Raw genomic sequence first — 16,437 nt, forward strand, 5'->3', positions numbered from 1 at the left:
GACATCGCCATGCTGCACCTCCGCCACTTCGTCGGGCGTTCGACCCTGCGCGCCCTGCTGTTCGCCTCGGCCGCCGCGCTGGCGGCCGGCGGCGCCCTCCTCGCCACCGACGCCCTGGCGGCCCCGGCCGCAGCCCAGGCGCCGGCCCCCTTCGCCTCCGACCGGCTGTCGGTCGAGGTGGTCGGCTCGGGGCCCGACGTCATCCTGATCCCGGGCTTTGCCTCGTCGCGGGAGGTCTGGCGGGCCGAGGCGGACCGGCTCAAGGGGACGCACCGCGTGCATCAGGTGCAACTGGCGGGCTTCGCCGGCGAGCCGTGGACCCACGGCGACGGGCCGTTTCTCGAGCCGATGCTGGCCGAGCTGGCGCGTTATGTCCGGGAGCAGGGACTGGAGCGGCCGGCGGTGATCGGCCATTCGATGGGCGGGCTGACCGGCCTGATGCTGGCGCAGCGTCATCCGGAGCTGGTCGGGCGGGTGATGAGCGTCGACAGCCTGCCCTTCTTCAGCGTGCTCTACGGACCGACCGCCACGGTCGAGAGCGCGCGGCCGTTCGCCGACCGGACGGCGGCCGCGATCCGCGGCATGGACCCGGCCGCCTTCCGGGCCGGGCAGGTCCAGACCGCCGCGACCATGGCCCGGGATCCGGCCGTCCGCGAGGCCATGGTCGAGTGGTCCGTGGCTTCGGACCGTCAGGCCATGGCGGCGGCGATCAGCGAGGTGATGACCACCGACGTCCGGCCCGCACTCGCCGCCATGACCACGCCGGTGTGGGCGGTCTACGCCGCCGACGCCGACGGCGGCGCGCCCGCGGCCATGGCCGACGCCCTGTGGGGCCGCGAGTACGCCGGCCTGCCGGGGGTCCGGCTGGAGCGGGTCGACGGCAGCCGGCACTTCATCATGGCGGACCAGCCGGCGCGGCTCGCCGCCCTCGTCGATCAGTTCCTCGCCGACTGATCCATGCCCGGGGTCACGTCCCCGACCTTGGTCGGCTGACCCCCGAACTCGTCGGCGTAGGCGGGGGCGAGCAGCGAGCGGAACACCGTGGCCGGGATCGCCAGTTCATAGGCGCCCTCGGCGTAGGGGCCGACCTGGTAGGGGCCGATCAGGAAGGTCAGGCCGGCCGCCTTGCCGGGGGCCGAGCCGGGCGTCAGCACGAAGGGGGTGGCGGAAGCGTGCGGGCAGGCCCAGTCGTCGCCGTTCAGGGTCAGGGAGGCGCTGTCGGGCACGCGGGCGCGCTTGGCCGCGTTGACCGCCGAGCACAGGGCCTGGTCGAGCACCGACAGGTCGGCGCCCTTCCGGAACAGGTCGGAGAAGCCGATCTCCCGCTTCAGCGCCTTGTCCCACAGCAGGCCGGTGGTCAGGGTGTTGGGGTGGGCCCCGCCGGACCAGTCGTAGTCGACCCGCTTGAGGCTGAGCAGCTTCCCGGTCTGGCCGGCGACCGCATACTCGATGGTCTTGGCGTAGGGCGGCATGGATTCGTCGAAGCCGGCCTCGGTGCGTTCGCCCTGGGCGCCCTCGACGAACTGGCGCAGCTTGCGCACCTCCTCGCTGTAGAGGCGGGCGTGCAGGTCCGTCTGCGGCTTCAGCCCCTCGGGCAGGGCGAGGCTGACCTCGGCCCACGGCGTCTTCGTCTCGAACTTCAGCGGCGCCGCGGCGTCGGCGGGGGTGACCACGGCGGCCGCGCCGGGGGCGGGGGCTCCGGGTTCGGCCGCGCGCTCGCGGTTGCAGGCGGCGAGGACGCCGCACAGCGCGGCGGCGGTCAGCAGCAGGCGGACGGGAGCGGACATGCGGATCTCCTTCACAGCGGCAGCGTAGCCGCGCCGAGAATGATGGCGAGAAACAGGACGAGGCCGGCGTCGCGGTTGGATTTGAAAAGCTGCAGGGCCAGGGCCGGGTCGTCGGGCCGCAGCCGCCGGGTCTGGCGCAGCAGGTGCAGGGCGTAGACCCCCAGGACCAGCCAGAACAGGGCGCCGAGCCCGGCCGCCGCGCCGGCCGCGCCGGCGAGAATGGCGGCGAGCAGGTAGAACAGGCTGACGCCCGGCCGGACGTTCTCGCCCAGCCGGCGGGCCGAGGACTTCACCCCGACCATGGCGTCGTCCTCGATGTCCTGCAGGGCGTAGATGGTGTCGTAGCCGAGGGTCCAGAACACGCCGCCGAGGTAGAGGAGGAGGGCGGGAAGCCAGGCCTGCCACGCCATGGCCAGCGCGTGGCCGCCCGCGGGCGGCGCCTGCCACCAGAAGGGACGCAGCTCGTCGCGCAGCTCCGGCGGCAGGATGACGGCGGCGGCCAGCGGCAGGGCGGCGGCGAAGCCCATCAGGGCGCCCCAGTTGAAGGTCAGCCCCAGCCAGGCCTGCGGCCACCAGGTGATCCGCTTCATGAAGGGGTAGGCGGCGACGAGGGCGAGGGAGGCGACCCCGAGCAGCAGGGTGGTGGTGTTCAGGGTCAGCAGGATCAGCAGGCTGACCAGCGAGCAGCCGACCACGAAGGCCCAGGCCTGTTTCACCGAGATTCGGCCGGAGGGGATCGGCCGCATCGCGGTGCGCGCCACCCGGGCGTCGAAATCCCGGTCGACGATGTCGTTGAAGGCGCAGCCGGCGGCCCGCATCAGTCCGGCCCCGAGGGCGAAGCCGAGGAACAGCCAGGCGTCGTAGAGGTCCGGCGTCTTGCGGTACTGGGCCAGCGCCAGGGCGATGCCCTGCCAGCCCGGCAGCAGCAGCAGCCAGATTCCGATCGGGCGGTCGAACCGCCCCAGCTTCAGCCACGGCTTCAGCCCCTCCGGCGCATGCCGGTCGACCCAGTTGGCGCCGGCGTCGGGCAGGGGGGCGGAGGTCATGCGGCGGTTGTAGCGGGCCCCCGCCCGTGTTCCAACCGTCCCGCCGGCCGGGTCAGAGCCCCAGCTTTTTCAGCACCGGCCGCAGGTCGGCCTCCGCGGCGCGGAAATCCTTCCACGGGTCCGGCTTCTTCAGCAGGGCGGCGGCGTCGTGCAGGGTGTAGGCCTTCGGGTCGAGGCCCTTCTTCACCTGCCCCCACGACAGGGGGAAGGCGAGTCCGGCGCCCGGCCGCGCCCGCGGCGACCACGGCGCCACCGCGGTGGCCATGCGCCCGTTGCGCAGGTAGTCGAGGAAGATCTTCCCGCCCCGCGCCTTCTTGGCGAGGGTGGTGGTGAAGCGGTCGGGCTGCGCCCGGCGCATGATCTCCGACACCTCCTTCGCAAAGGCCTTGCACTGGTCCCACTCGACCCGCGCCTTCGCGTCGGCGCGGATGGGCACGACCACGTGCAGCCCCTTGCCGCCGGTGGTCTTGACGAAGGGGGTCAGCCCCAGCCCCTCCAGCTCCTTGCGCACCCTCTTCGCGGCGTCGATGACGTCGTCGAAGTCGAGGCCCTCGTCGGGGTCGAGGTCGAAGGTGACCTGCTCCGGCGTCTCGGGATCGTCGGGCTTGCAGCCCCACGGGTGCAGCTCCAGCCCGCCCGACTGGCCGATGGCCACCAGGCCGCCCGCGTCCGACACGCCGACGTAGGGCTTGCGCTCCTTCACGTCGATCAGCTTCAGCCGCGGATTGGAGCCGGGCATGGCGTGACGCTGGAAGAATTTCTCGCCGGTGATGCCTTCGGGGGCGCGGATGATCGACACCGGCCGGTCGGCCACGTGCGGCAGGAGGCGCTCCGCCGCCATCTCGTAGTAACGCACCAGCTCCGCCTTGGTGATCGCCGGCTTCCCGTCCGCCGCGGGCCACAGCACCTTGTCGGGGTTGGAGATGGTCACGCCCGAGACGACCAGCTTGCCCTTGCGCGGCCGCTCTCCCGGCACGGCCAGGCCGGGCAGGTCGGCCGGCGCGCCCGGCTCCTTCGACGCCTTCGACGGCGCCTGCGGCCGGTCCGTCACCTCGGTCGCGGGCTTGTCGTCGCGCAGCCCCTTGAACGCCGCCTGCCGGATCGAGCCGGTGTCCGTGTAGCCGCCGTGCTCGATCTCGGCGACCAGGGTCGGCGTGGTCCAGTGGGTGCTCAGGCCGGCGGTCCGGGTCTTCTTCGGCGCCCCCTTGCCGACGAAGGGGCTGCGGTCGGTCTCGGCCGCCTTGAGGGCGGGCAGCAGGGTCTTCAGCAGGGTCTGGTTGTAGCCGGTGCCGACGCGGCCGAGGTGGCGCAGGCCGTCCTTGTCGCGGACCCCGACGATCAGCGAGCGGAAGCGGCTCCCCTCGGCGGTCCAGCCGCCGATGATCACCTCGTCGCGCCCGCGGCACTTGGACTTCAGCCAGGTGGTGGAGCGACCCTCCGTGTACGGAGCGTCCAGCTTCTTGGAGATTACGCCCTCGAGATCCATCCGGCAGGCGCTCTCGAGGATGGCCTGGCCGGTGGTGGCGAAGTGGTCGACGTAGCGGATCCGGCCGCGGGCGGCCCTCGGGATGCGGTCGATGTACGCCTGCAGGCGGGCCTTGCGGTGGGACAGCGGCAGCTTGCGCAGGTCCTCGGGGCCTTCGAAGAGCAGGTCGAAGGCGAAGTAGACCAGCTCGCCGGTGCGCCGCTCCGAGATCGCCGCCTGCAGGGCGGAGAAGTCCGGCATGTGGTACTCGGCCAGGGCGCACAGCTCGCCGTCGACCACCGCGTCCGGCCATTGCGCCGCGTCGGCGGCCAGCTCCGGAAATTTGTCGGACCAATCCAGCCCCTTGCGGGTGCGGATCGTGGCCCGCCCGCCCCCGGTCCCCACCTGCAGCCGGTAGCCGTCGAACTTGATCTCGTGCGCCCAGCCGGTCCCCTGCGGCGGGTAGTCGGCGACCTTGCACAGCTGGATCGGCACGAAGGCGTGCGGCTTGCTCGCCTGCTCCGTCACCGCCGGGCGCGCCTTCGGCTTCGGCGGGGCCTTGCGCGTGGTCGTCTTCGGCGACCCCCAGGTCTTCTTCCCTTCGGCGATCTCGGCCAGCGAACGGCCGGTGGTCACCGAGGCGTCGATCTCCATGTTGGCGTCGCCCTCGCCGGGCACGGCGAATTCGTCCTTCTCCTTGATCAGCAGCCAGTTGTTGCGCTTCGACGGCTTGCCGCGATCGCCCTTCAGCCGGATCAGCGCCCACTTGCCCGACAGCCGCTCGCCGTGGAGCACCATCTTGACGTTGCCGCGGGCGAAGGCGGCGTCGAGGTCGTCCTCCTGCGGCTCCCATTCGCCGACATCCCACATCTGCACCGTGCCGGCGCCGTAGTTGCCGGCCGGGATGGTCCCCTCGAACGAGCCGTAGTCGAGCGGATGGTCCTCGACCTCCACCGCCAGCCGCTTCACGGCCGGGTCGCGCGACGGCGCCTTGGTCACCGCCCAGGACTTGAGCACCCCGTCCAGCTCGATGCGGAAGTCGTAGTGCAGCCGCGTCGCCGCGTGACGCTGGATCAGGTAGCGCAGGCCCGACTTGCGGGCGCGGCCCTTCTTCCCCGCGGGCTCGGGCGTGGCGGCGAAATTCCGCTTCTTCTTGTAGGTGTCGAGTTCGCCCTTGGCCGCCATGTCTGCTCGAACGCCCAAGCTGCGCCGTCGTTGCTAGGGATGCAGGGTCTCGCCGTGCTGGGTGTAGTCGAGCCCCTCGATCTCCTCCTCCTTCGTCACCCGCAGGCCGGTGGTGAAGCGGCAGATCATCAGGATCACGAAGGTGCCGATCCCCGACCAGGCGGCGACGGCGGCCAGGCCGATCAGCTGGTTCAGGACGTTGGCGTTCGCCGCGGCCGGATTGATGGCCGCGCTGGCGAAGACGCCGGTCAGGACCGCGCCGACCATGCCGCCGACGCCGTGCACGCCGAAGGCGTCGAGGCTGTCGTCGTACTTCAGGGCCCGCTTCAGCCACACGGCGCCGGCGTAGCAGGCGGGGCCGCAGATGAGGCCGATCAGGAAGGCGCCCTTCGGGTCCACCAGTCCCGCGGCGGGGGTGACGCCGACGAGGCCGGCGACGAGGCCGGACAGCATGCCCAGCAGGGTCGGGCGACGGTGGTCGATCCACTCGACCGCGGTCCAGCCGATCACGCCGGCCGCGGCGGCGAGCAGGGTGTTGAAGGCGGCGACGGCGGCGATGGCGTCGGCGGCCCAGGCCGAGCCGGCGTTGAAGCCCAGCCAGCCCACCAGCAGCAGGCCGGCGCCGATGGCGGTCAGGCCGAGGTTGTGCGGGGCCATGTTGTCCCGTCCGAAGCCGTGGCGGGGCCCGATCACGAGGGCGGCGACGAGGCCGGCCACCCCGGCGTTGACGTGCACCACCGCCCCGCCGGCGAAGTCGAGCACGCCCAGCGAACCCATCCAGCCGCCGCCCCAGACCTGGTGGCAGATCGGCGCGTAGACGAGCAGGTGCCAGAGGGCGAAGAACAGCAGGGAGGCGGAGAATTTGATCCGCTCGGCGAAGGCGCCGGCGATCAGGGCCGGGGTGATGATCGCGAAGGTCAGCTGGTAGGCGATCCAGAGGAACTCGGGCAGGCCGGGCGCCAGCCCGTGGGCGGTGGCCGGGGTCACCCCGTTCAGAAACAGGGCGTCGAGGCCGCCGACGAGGCCGTTGATCGCCGCGGGCCCGGTTCCGAACGACAGGCTGTAGCCGGCGACGAACCACAGCACGGTGACGAGCGCCAGGGCGGCGGTCGAATGGGCGATGGCCCCGATCAGGTTCTTGCGCCGCACCATGCCGCCGTAGAACAGGGCCAGCCCCGGCAGGGTCATCAGCAGGACAAGGGCGGTCGAGGTCAGGATCCAGGCGGTCGCGGCCGGGTCGGCGGCGAGCGCGGCCTGGTGCGCGAGGCGCGGCGGCGCGGCGGCGAGGGCAGGGGTGGCGCAGAGACCGGCGAGGGTCGCAAGAAGGAGGGCAGACCTGCGCATGGATGCTCCGCTTTCGGATGACTCGGTCCGAAGCCCCGCGCCCGTCCCGCGGAACCGGATAGGAGCCTATTGCGCTGCGACACGCAATAAATTTCCTTGTGCGCCGCACCATGGAGCGGCTGTTCCTCGGCGCGGGCGCGCTGTCCGCCGCGGGCGCATGATTCCGTCCCTGTCGCCGACACGGGTCGAAAGGCCTCGCCACCCGATCGCCGGCGGCTCCTAGTCGAGCGGCCGGCGCATCTCCGCGACCACATCCGCTGGCGGTCGGCTGCTGATCGTCCCCGCGTTCGCCAGCCACTCGTCCAGTCTCGCGTTGATGGCGCGACAGGGAGCGATGTCGACGACCTGGGCGATGCAGGCGGTCTGCAGCACGAGCACCTCCGCGCCGGTGCAGGCGGCGCCCTCGCGCCAGCCGGTCTCGCTCAGGCATCCGCGGCCGTAGCGCCAGAAGTCGGCCGACCCTCCGGTGCGGCCGTAGCGCCAGAAATAGGCGGAGCCCTCGGTGCGGCCGTAACGCCAGAAGTAGGCCGACCCAATCTGGTCGCCGAAGATCAGGTAATAGAAGGAGCCGGCGCCGCGCCCGTAGGCCAGCTCGTGGCCGGACGGATAGCGATCGCCATACTCGAAGTAGTGGCGGGAAGTCGGGCCGCGTCCGTACGTCCACTCCTGCTCGCCCCAGGCATGGCCGGGCCGGTCTTGCGGGGCTGTGGCCAGAACGGCGGCGGCGAGGGCGGCGGCGACCATCGCCGGCTCACCCGTTCGGTTCGCGCATGCGCGCGACGACGTCCGCGGGATGGCCGGGGCCGTAGAAATCCGAGCGGGACAGCCACTCGTCGAGCCGAGCGTTGACGGCCCGGCAGGGCGCGACGTCGATCTTCCGGGCGATGCACAGCACCTGGAAGACCACGGTCTCCCCCGAGCTGCAGGCGGTGGTGTTCGCCCAACCATACCGGCTCAGGCAGCCGCGACCGTTCTCCCAGTAGTACCGGCTCCCCGGCTCGCGGCCATTGTCCCAGTAGTAGCGGCTGCCCGGGCGGACCCCGTTCTCCCAGAAGTGCGACGACCCCGCCGAAGTGGCGTTGAAGAGGTGGTGTATCGAGCCAACCTGCGTGCTGTTGAGCAGATGGTGAGCCGACGGGAACCCGGTCCGGTTCTCGAAATAGTGGCGGGACAGGAAGCCCGTGCCGTTGACCCACTCGTGCTCGCCCCATCGCGCGGCCTGGCCGGAGGTCGGGGCGGCCGTCTGGGCGGCCAGGGCGAGGGCGAGGGCGGCGGCGAACATCGAGACTCCGTCGTGGCGCTGACGCCCCGAGGCTGGAGCGGCGCCGACGCAAGGTCAACGTCGCGGTCCTGTCGGGACCTGACGGCCCGCTGGGGGCCAGTTGCGCTCAGACGCCGTAGAAGCCCCGATACCACTCCACGAAGCGGTGGACGCCGACGTCGATGGGCGTCTTCGGGTCGTAGCCGAGCGCCGCGCGCGTCTCGGTCACGTCGGCCTCGGTGCGGGTCATTTCGCCGTCCTGGGTCGGCAGGACGTTGAGGATGGCCTTCCTGTCCAGCGCCTGTTCCAGCACCTCGATGTAGCGCGACAGCTTTTCGCGCCGGCCGGCGCCGAGATTGAGCAATCGCCACGGGGCGACGCCGCTGGTCGCCTGGCCGGGGGCCTCGGCGCGCCAGGCGGGGTCGGCGGCCGGGACGTCGTCGAGGGCGGCCACCACGCCGTCGACGATGTCGTCGACATAGGTGAAGTCCCGCTCCATGGCGCCCGCGCCGTAGACGTCGATCGGCCGGCCTTCGAGGATGGCGCGCGTGAACTTGAAAAGGGCCATGTCCGGCCGGCCCCACGGGCCGTAGACGGTGAAGAAGCGCAGGCCGGTCGAGGGGATGCCGAAGATGTAGGCGTAGGAATGCGCCATCGCCTCGTTGGCGATCTTGGTGGCGGCGTAGACGTTCAGCGGGTGGGCGACCCCCTGCTGCACCGAAAACGGCAGGGCGGCTGAGGCGCCATAGACGGAACTGGTCGAGGCGAACACCAGATGCTCGGCCTGCACCGCGCGGGCGCCCTCGAGCACGGTCAGGAAGCCGACCACGTTGGAGTCGACGTAGGTCTCGGGGTTCTCGACGCTGTAGCGGATGCCGGCCTGGGCCCCGAGGTGGACGATGCGGCGGGGCGCATGTTCGGCGAACAGGGCCCGCATGCCCTCGCGGTCGGCGAGATCCAGGGTGTGGTGGACATAGCCGGGCAGGGCTTGCAGCCGCTCCAGCCGCGCCTGCTTCAGGGCGGGCTCGTAGTAGGCGTTGAGGTTGTCCACCCCGACCACGGTCTCGCCCCGCTCGAGCAGCCGCCGGGCGGTGTGATAGCCGATGAAGCCGGCCGAGCCGGTGACGAGGACGGGACCCTGGGTCATCCGTCCTCGTTAGCTCCGGCCGCGCCGCCGCGCCAGCGTCAGCGGGCGTAGCGTTCCTCGACCGGCGCGTAGCGGTCCCACACCGCGCGGTCGGCGAGCGAGCGCAGCAGCTTGACGTATTCGGCGTGGGTCCAGGCCAGCGGGGTGGCGGAATTGGTGCCTTCGCCGGGCTCGTAGCCGTGGGCCGTCGGGTGGCCGACGCCGTCCCACGCCTGTTCGGGCAGCAGGAGGCCGCCGTTGGCGAAGGACTCCATGCCCCGCACGTACGTCTGGCGGACACCGTTCAGCTGGGCCTCGGTCCAGCCGGCGTCGGCGGACGGATTGTGCAGGGCGGCCGCCAGTTCGTAATGGCCGCGCTCGCCGGTGAAGAAGGGCCACAGCCGGCCGCGCTGGCCGGGGTGCATCTCGCCGCCGACGCCGTAGTTTTCGCCCGTGTCGGTCTGTTCGCCGTAGCCGTCGTTGCCGTAGCGGCGGAAGGCGGGGACGCCGTTGACGTCGTAGCGGACGCGGAAGCGGTCCTCGCGGGTCTGGTCGTCGTACTCGGGCAGGGAGGCGAGGATGGAGGGGGCGTCGGGGGCGCGGACGCCGTAGCGGACCAGTTCGAGGAAGCCGCCGTCGACGATCTTGTCTTCCGCATGGGCGGGCTGGCCGTTGTTCTCGCCGATCGGGGCCTTGTCGTTCGGGTTGTCGTTGCGGGTGATGCGGATGAAGTAGCGGCCGTCGCCCCATTCGCCGTTGGTGGTGAACATCCGCGCCTCGACCCTGGACTCATAATCGTCGGCGGCGGCCTGGTAGCGGTCGGCCGAGGCCGCGTCGCCCGCGGCGCGGGCGATGTCGGCGGCGGTGACCAGGCCGGCGATGACGGCGGCGGTGGTCGAGGGGGAATGGCCCTCCTGCTCCTCCCAGCGCTCCTGCTGGGTCCAGGGCGGGGTGACCGTGCGGTCGTTCCACAGCAGGCCGACCGTGCCGCCGTCGACGAGGAAGTCGGCGGCCGGCTTGATCATGCCGGCGTACATGCGCGCCATCTCGGCGTCGGAGACCAGGCCGGCCTTCCACAGCTTCCAGCCCAGCATGATCGGCATGGCGGTCTGGTCCAGCTGGACCCCGACCCATTCGATCTCGCCGTCGACGTGGGTCTTCTGCAGGAACCAGCCCGTGGCGCCGGTGTTGCCGGGGGTCCCGGCGTCGACCTGCACCTGGGGCAGGTAGCGGAAGGCGGCGAGCGGCGTCTCAGTGTCGCCGAGCGCCAGCAGGGCCATGGCCACCTGGTAGAAGTCTCGCGGCCAGACGGCCTTGTAGCCGGTCGAGGGGTTGGTGGCGTCGACGGTGTCGCCCCACGGATTGGACAGGGAGGCGATCAGGGCGCCGGCGTGGGTGCGGTCCTCCTGCACCTTGAGCATCAGGGCCGAGACGTACGTCAGCCGGCCGCCGTCGGTGGACTGTTGGGCGAGGCGGGGCAGCTGGTCGAGGGAGGCGATGTAGTCTTCCCAGCCCACGCGGTCGCCCTCGCCGTTAAAGCGGCGGAGGACCTCGTCGAGGTCGTCCGTGTGGCTGGCCATGGCGGCGTCGGTCGCGGCCTCGCGGCTCGACCCGAAGCCAATGACGAAATCGCGGGACAGGTTCTCGCCCGCGCGAAGGGTCGGCAGGGCGCCCGTCAGCATGAGGTTGCCGCCCTGCTCGCCGGTGGAACGGTAGAGTTGATCGAGGTCGCCGTCGGCGAGATCGGTCAGACCATCGGAGGCCCCGACGAACCCGACGCTGGCGGCCTCGAACGGCTCGTTCGGAATGAGCGCCAGATGCACGTCCGCCTCGGAGGCGAAGAGCCCCTGCAGGCCCGCGTGGTCCGCGCCCGCGATCGCCTCGCCCCGGTCGCCGACGCCGGTGTTGGCCATGTGCGGCTCGAGCAGCAGGTAAGGCGTGATGTCTCCACGCAGCGCGCGGATCGTCGTGCGGACCACCAGCGCCTGCCGGTCGGGATCCGTGAAGATGCGCTTCTCGATCTCGTAGCGACCGGCCTTGTCGGTGGTGGTCACCCGGTAGGCGGGGGAGAGGGGGCGGCCTTGCGCGTCCACGTGCAGGTATTCGGTGCGGTGGGTGGTGTCGGCGCCCTCGACCGACAGGCCGTCTTCCGTGACGACGGCGAAGCGCAGTTGCTTGATCTGGGCCTCGTGGATGAGGCCGTACATGGTCTCGGTCAGGACGCCGTCGGCGATGGAGAACCAGACGCGGCTGACGTCGCCGGTCGGGCCGCCGTCGCGGTACTCGCCTTCGACATAGGCCTCGTAGGACGCGCCAGCGCCGGTCTTGGCGGCGTTCACCCAGGTGGGCGTCTCGCCGGGCGCGCCGGGGGCGACCTGGGCGAGGGCGGGCGCGGCGGCCATGAGGGCGAGGGCGGCGACGCCGGAGAGCAGGAGGGGAAGACGCATGGCGATACTCACGAACGGACGGCGGAGGGGGCGACGGGGACCAGCAGGCTGGCCCCGGCGGCGATCAGGAAGCTGACGGCGCCGAGGGCGAGGGCCCAGATCGGCCGGCCGCCGAAGACGGCGTTCAGCACGGCGCCCAGGATGGTGGCGGCGACCAGCTGGGGCACGACGATGAAGATGTTGAAGACGCCCATGTAGAGCCCCATTTTCCGGCCCGGCACGGCGTTCGACAGGATGGCGTAGGGCATCGACACGATGCTGGCCCAGGCGAAGCCGACGCCGATCATCGGCAGCCACAGCCACTGCGGATCGCGGATCAGGAAGACGCCGAGGAAGCCGGCGGCGCCGAGGGTCAGGTTCAGGGCGTGGGCGCCGCGCAGGCCGGTGCGGTGGGCGATGACCGGGATCAGGAAGGCGGCCATGGCGGCGACGCCGTTGTAGATCCCCATCAGCACCCCGACCCAGTTGGCGCCCTCGCCGTAGCCGGCCGAGGTCGGGTCGGGCGAGGCGTAGTGGACGGCGGTGACTGCCGGGGTCATGTAGATCCACATGGCGAACAGGGCGAACCAGCTGAAGAACTGGACCACGGCCAGGCCCTGCATGGTCTTCGGCATGGCGAAGATGTCGCCCATGATGTCGGTCAGGGGATTGGAGCGGCCGGCGGCGGCGAGGGCGCCGACCAGCATCTGCATCAGCCCGAAGGCGAGGACGAAGCCGGCGAGGACGTAGAGTTCCTTCTGCAGGTCGAAGGCGCCCACCGCCGCCACGCCGAGGGAGCCGGCGAAGGCCCACAGCAGGCCGCCCGTGTACCAGGCGTTGCGGGAGCGGGCGGCGGCCGGAGCGGGGCCGGCGTCGCGGGACGTCTCGAAGGCGTCGATCTGTTCGGGGCTGTATTCGCGGGTGGTGAAGACGGTCCACAGCACGGCGGCCAGCAGGGCCGCGGCGCCGACGTAGAAGGAGAGACGCACCGCCATCGGCACCACCCCCTCGGGGGCGGTGGCGGCGACGTCGAACCACTCGGTCAGGATCCAGGGCAGGCAGGAGGCGAACACCGCCCCGGCGCCGATGAAGAAGCTCTGCATCGCATAGCCCGTGGTGCGCTGCTCCTCGGGCAGGTTGTCGCCGACGAAGGCCCGGAACGGCTCCATTGTGATGTTGATCGAGGCGTCCATGATCCAGAGCATGGAGGCCGCCATCCAGAGCCACGGGCTGTGCGGCATGACGACCAGGGCGAGGGTCGTCAGGATGGCCCCGGCGAGGAACCAGGGCCGGCGGCGGCCCAGCCGGGTCCAGGTGCGGTCGCTGAAATAGCCGACGACCGGCTGGACCAGCAGGCCGGTCAGGGGGGCGGCGATCCACAGGATGGCGAGGCTGTCGACCTCGGCTCCCAGGGTCTGGAAGATGCGGCTGGTGTTGGCGTTCTGCAGGCCGAAGCCGATCTGGATGCCGAAGAAGCCGACGCACATGTTCCAGATCGACCAGCCGCTGAGGCGGGGTCGGACGGCGGCGGCGGCGCCGGGGGCGAGGCCTTCAGGAGTCGTGGTGGTCATGAAGGCCTGCCTCCCCGCAGGTCGGTGGTTCAGCGCCGGCCGCGGCCGAGGGGCACGAAGCGGATGGCCTGGCCGCCGCCGGGGGCGAGGCGCAGGGTCAGGACGTCGGCCGAGGTCACCTCGCGGGTCGAGATGTCGATGGCCGTGCGGTTGTCGGTGAAGTTGGCCCCGGGGCCGTCGGCGTAGATCTCGGCGCGGTAGCGGCGGCCGGGGTCGAGGAAGCCGAGGGCGGCGGTGAGGACGCGCGGCTGCTCGTCGGTGATCGCGCCGAGGAACCATTCGTCGGAGTTGCGGTCCTTGCGGGCGATGGTGACGAAGTCGCCGACCTCGCCGTTCAGCACCCGGGTCTCCTCCCAGTCGACGGCGACGTCCTTGATGAACTGGAACGGGGCCGGGTTTGCCTCGTAGTTCTCCAGCAGGTCCGCGGCCATCTGGATCGGGCTGTAGATGACGACATACAGCGCCAGCTGCTTGGCCCAGGTGGTGGCCACGCCCTCCGGCACCCGGGTCTCCATGCCGAAGATGCCCGGCGTGTAGTCCATCGGCCCGGCCAGCAGGCGGGTGAAGACCAGGTTGGGCTCGTGCTCCGGCGGATTGGCCGGCTGGCCCCAGGCGGCGTACTCCATGCCGCGCGCGCCCTCGCGGCTGATGATGTTCGGATACGTCCGGCGCAGGCCGGTGTCCTTGATCGGCTCGTGGGCGTTGACCGCGACCTCGTACCGGGCGGCCGTCTCGACGACCTTCAGGTGGTGGCGGGCCATGTGCTGGCCCTCGTGCCAGGCCAGCGCCGAGCCGCCGTCGCCGGTCGCCACGCGCGCCCCGCCGGCGTCGGCGACATAGCCGGTCTTCACCGAATGCCAGCCGTGCCGCTGCATCAGGGCGAAGGCGTCCTCGAGCTGCTGTTCGTAATGGAAGGCGTTGCCGCCGGTCTCGTGGTGGCCGACGATCTCGACCCCCTTCTCGCGGGCGTAGGCGGCGACGCGTTCGATGTCGAAGTCCGGATAGGGCTGGGTGAAGCTGTAGTCCCAGCCGGAGCCGAACCATTCGCCGTCCCAGCCGACGTTCCAGCCCTCGACCAGCACCCCGCCGAAGCCGTGCTCGGCCGCGAAGTCGATGTGGCGCATCGTGTATTCGGTGGTCGCGCCGTGCTTCGGCCCCGAGTTCCAGCTGCGGGTGTCGAGGTGCATGTCCCACCAGATGCCGACGTATTTCATCGGCCTGAACCAGCTGACGTCGCCCAGCTTGTTGGGCTCGTTGAGGTTCAGGATCAGGCTGGACTCGACGAGGCCGCCGGCCTGGTCGGCGATCTGCAGGGTGCGCCAGGGGGTGTGGAAGGGGGCTTCGCGGACCACCGCGGCGCTGGTCAGGCCCGGGGTCAGCATGGCGCGGAATTTGCCGCCCTCGACCCGGCGCAGGTTCATGCCCGAATAGTCGACCAGGGCCGCCTCGTGGATCGACAGATGGGTCCCGTCTTCCAGCCGCATGGTCAGGGGCGTCTGGCTGACGCCGACCGAGGCGATCGGGGTCCGGTTGTAGAGATATTCGGCGCGGTTGTACTCGAAGGCCGGCAGCCACCAGGCCGTCCCGGCCGCGTCGGCGAGATTGAACTCGGTCAGTTCGGCGCCGATGTTGACCGTCTTGAGCTCGGGCTGTTCGGGGAATTCGTAGCGGAAGCCGAGGCCGTCGTCATAGAGGCGGAAGACCACGTCCATGCGCCGCATCAGGCCCCAGCGCTCCTGCAGCTGGACGCGCAGCTCGTTGTAGCGGTTGCGGATGAAGCGGCGCTCGCCCCACGGCTGCTCCCAGGTGTCGTCGTGGCTGGTGACGGTCTGCCCAAGGATGCCGAAGGCGCGCTCCAGCTTGCGGGCGTCGGTGAGCAGGAAGCCCAGCCGCGACTGGGCGATGACCTGTCGTCCGAGACGGTGGACCGAGTACGAGACGAAGCCGTCGTTGTCGGCCTCCAGCTCGACGGAGATCACGCTCTCGGGCGAGGCGGCGCGGGCGACCCCGGGCTGCGCGCCGCCGGCCGGGGCGTCCTGGGCCGAGGCGGCGACCGGAACGGCGGCGACCGCGGCGCTGGTGGTGATCAGGGAACGGCGGTTGATCATCGGGGGAGGCTCCGGATAACGGGACTTGCCAAGCGCGGCCGCAGCGGCGCAGAACAAGCAAGGTTTGCAGCAAAATTTGCAGCCGTGCCATTCGCGAGAAACGAAACGTGAGCCGCCGCAACACCCGCCTGGAGGATCTGGCCCGGCTGGCGGGCGTATCGATCTCGACGGCGTCGCGCGCGCTCAACGACAGCCCGGCGGTCAACGCGCGGACCAAGCAGCTGATCTGGAAGCTGGCGCGCGAGCACGACTATCCCTTCCGCCGCTACATGCCCTCGGGCCCGGTCGGCGCCGAGGGCGTGATCGCGCTCGTCACCCCGCGCCCGCAGGGCCGGGAGGGGCGGCTGAGCGATCCCTTCTTCCTCGAACTGCTGGCCGGCGTCGGCGAGGCGGCGCGGGAGCGCGGCTGCGACGTGATCATGAGCCACTTCTCGCCGACCAGCTACGACGACCTGGTGGCGGCGATGAACACCCGCGCGGACGGGGTGATCTTCCTCGGCCAGAGCTTCCTGCACCAGAGCCTCAACCGGCTGGCCGAGACCGACGGGCGCTTTGTGGTCTGGGGCGCCCAGATGCCGGACCAGCTCTACTGCTCGGTCGGATCCGACAACCTCGCCGGCGGCCGACGCGCCACCCGCCATCTCGCCCGGCTGGGCCGGCGTCGCATCGTCTTCCTCGGCGACCTCGATCCGCCCGAGGCCATGCAGCGCCACCGGGGCTACCTCGAGGCGCTGGAGCAGACCGGCCTGGGCGTCGATCCCGACCTGATCATCGAGGCGCATTTCGAGGTGGAGTCCGCCGAGGCCTCGGTGGACGGGCTGATCCGCCGCGGCGTGCCGTTCGACGGCGTCGTCTGCGCCTCGGACCAGATCGCGCTCGGGGCCGTCCGGGCCCTGCTGCACGCGGGCCTGCGGGTGCCGGAGGACGTGTCGGTGATCGGCTTCGACAACGTCCCGTTCAGCCGCTACGCGCGCCCGGCCCTGACCACCATCGCCCAGGACACGATGAAGGCGGGGCGGCTGCTGGTCTCCAAGCTGATCGACAACCCCGGCGACTCGGTCGGCCGGTCGGAACGGATCCCGACCGACCTGATCGTGCGCGAGAGCTGCGGCGGCTAG

Annotated in this window: 12 protein-coding genes; 2 read left to right on the top strand and 10 right to left on the bottom strand. The window is 71.3% G+C overall.

Going from position 1 to position 16,437, the window contains the following annotated elements; translation table 11 throughout:
• Positions 1-9 precede the first annotated feature (9 nt).
• On the top strand, positions 10-954 hold the full coding sequence (locus tag H2038_RS09590; RefSeq protein WP_292112211.1) for an alpha/beta hydrolase: 945 nt from the start codon (positions 10-12) through the stop codon (positions 952-954).
• On the opposite strand, the gene H2038_RS09595 is transcribed toward H2038_RS09590, so the two are convergent.
• The 10 genes from H2038_RS09595 to H2038_RS09640 all read right to left on the bottom strand — a co-directional run bounded on the left by H2038_RS09595 (position 936) and on the right by H2038_RS09640 (position 15,319).
• Entirely contained in the window at positions 936-1,787 is an 852-nt protein-coding gene (locus tag H2038_RS09595; RefSeq protein WP_292112213.1) for a DUF3298 and DUF4163 domain-containing protein, read from the bottom strand. The genes H2038_RS09590 and H2038_RS09595 overlap by 19 nt on opposite strands.
• A gap of 11 nt (positions 1,788-1,798) precedes the next feature.
• Entirely contained in the window at positions 1,799-2,833 is a 1,035-nt protein-coding gene (locus H2038_RS09600) for a UbiA family prenyltransferase (protein WP_292112216.1), read from the bottom strand.
• Between the two features lie 52 nt (positions 2,834-2,885).
• Entirely contained in the window at positions 2,886-5,483 is a 2,598-nt protein-coding gene (ligD, locus tag H2038_RS09605) for a DNA ligase D (RefSeq protein ID WP_292112219.1), read from the bottom strand.
• A 33-nt stretch (positions 5,484-5,516) separates the two neighbouring features.
• Positions 5,517-6,827 carry an ammonium transporter gene (locus H2038_RS09610; protein WP_292112222.1) on the bottom strand — a complete coding sequence of 437 codons (1,311 nt, stop codon included), beginning with the start codon at positions 6,825-6,827 and terminating at the stop codon, positions 5,517-5,519.
• A 219-nt stretch (positions 6,828-7,046) separates the two neighbouring features.
• Complete coding sequence (locus tag H2038_RS09615; protein WP_292112225.1) at positions 7,047-7,571, bottom strand: hypothetical protein; 525 nt, start codon at positions 7,569-7,571, stop codon at positions 7,047-7,049.
• A gap of 7 nt (positions 7,572-7,578) precedes the next feature.
• Entirely contained in the window at positions 7,579-8,109 is a 531-nt protein-coding gene (locus H2038_RS09620; protein ID WP_292112228.1) for a hypothetical protein, read from the bottom strand.
• 106 nt (positions 8,110-8,215) lie between these two features.
• A complete protein-coding gene (locus H2038_RS09625; RefSeq protein ID WP_292112230.1) occupies positions 8,216-9,235 on the bottom strand; it encodes an NAD-dependent epimerase/dehydratase family protein in 1,020 nt (339 codons plus the stop codon).
• A 38-nt stretch (positions 9,236-9,273) separates the two neighbouring features.
• Positions 9,274-11,661, bottom strand: coding sequence for a glucan 1,4-alpha-glucosidase (locus H2038_RS09630; protein ID WP_292112233.1), 2,388 nt, complete (start codon positions 11,659-11,661; stop codon positions 9,274-9,276).
• An 8-nt stretch (positions 11,662-11,669) separates the two neighbouring features.
• A complete protein-coding gene (locus tag H2038_RS09635) occupies positions 11,670-13,211 on the bottom strand; it encodes an MFS transporter (RefSeq protein ID WP_292112235.1) in 1,542 nt (513 codons plus the stop codon).
• Between the two features lie 29 nt (positions 13,212-13,240).
• Positions 13,241-15,319 carry a glycoside hydrolase family 97 protein gene (locus H2038_RS09640; RefSeq protein WP_292112238.1) on the bottom strand — a complete coding sequence of 693 codons (2,079 nt, stop codon included), beginning with the start codon at positions 15,317-15,319 and terminating at the stop codon, positions 13,241-13,243.
• A gap of 74 nt (positions 15,320-15,393) precedes the next feature.
• Here H2038_RS09640 and H2038_RS09645 point away from each other — a divergent pair, with 74 nt between their 5' ends.
• Positions 15,394-16,437, top strand: coding sequence for a LacI family DNA-binding transcriptional regulator (locus H2038_RS09645; protein ID WP_292112281.1), 1,044 nt, complete (start codon positions 15,394-15,396; stop codon positions 16,435-16,437).

Source organism: Brevundimonas sp. (assembly GCF_013912005.1).
In the GTDB taxonomy this organism is placed as follows: Bacteria; Pseudomonadota; Alphaproteobacteria; order Caulobacterales; family Caulobacteraceae; genus Brevundimonas.

Coding starts and splice junctions, on each gene's coding strand:
- H2038_RS09620 (WP_292112228.1), bottom strand. CDS start 8,109: ATGTTCGCCGCCGCCCTCGCCCTCGCCCTGGCCGCCCAGACGGCCGCC.
- H2038_RS09590 (WP_292112211.1), top strand. CDS start 10: ATGCTGCACCTCCGCCACTTCGTCGGGCGTTCGACCCTGCGCGCCCTG.
- H2038_RS09625 (WP_292112230.1), bottom strand. CDS start 9,235: ATGACCCAGGGTCCCGTCCTCGTCACCGGCTCGGCCGGCTTCATCGGC.
- H2038_RS09635 (WP_292112235.1), bottom strand. CDS start 13,211: ATGACCACCACGACTCCTGAAGGCCTCGCCCCCGGCGCCGCCGCCGCC.
- H2038_RS09610 (WP_292112222.1), bottom strand. CDS start 6,827: ATGCGCAGGTCTGCCCTCCTTCTTGCGACCCTCGCCGGTCTCTGCGCC.
- H2038_RS09600 (WP_292112216.1), bottom strand. CDS start 2,833: ATGACCTCCGCCCCCCTGCCCGACGCCGGCGCCAACTGGGTCGACCGG.
- H2038_RS09595 (WP_292112213.1), bottom strand. CDS start 1,787: ATGTCCGCTCCCGTCCGCCTGCTGCTGACCGCCGCCGCGCTGTGCGGC.
- H2038_RS09615 (WP_292112225.1), bottom strand. CDS start 7,571: ATGGTCGCCGCCGCCCTCGCCGCCGCCGTTCTGGCCACAGCCCCGCAA.
- ligD (WP_292112219.1), bottom strand. CDS start 5,483: ATGGCGGCCAAGGGCGAACTCGACACCTACAAGAAGAAGCGGAATTTC.
- H2038_RS09630 (WP_292112233.1), bottom strand. CDS start 11,661: ATGCGTCTTCCCCTCCTGCTCTCCGGCGTCGCCGCCCTCGCCCTCATG.
- H2038_RS09640 (WP_292112238.1), bottom strand. CDS start 15,319: ATGATCAACCGCCGTTCCCTGATCACCACCAGCGCCGCGGTCGCCGCC.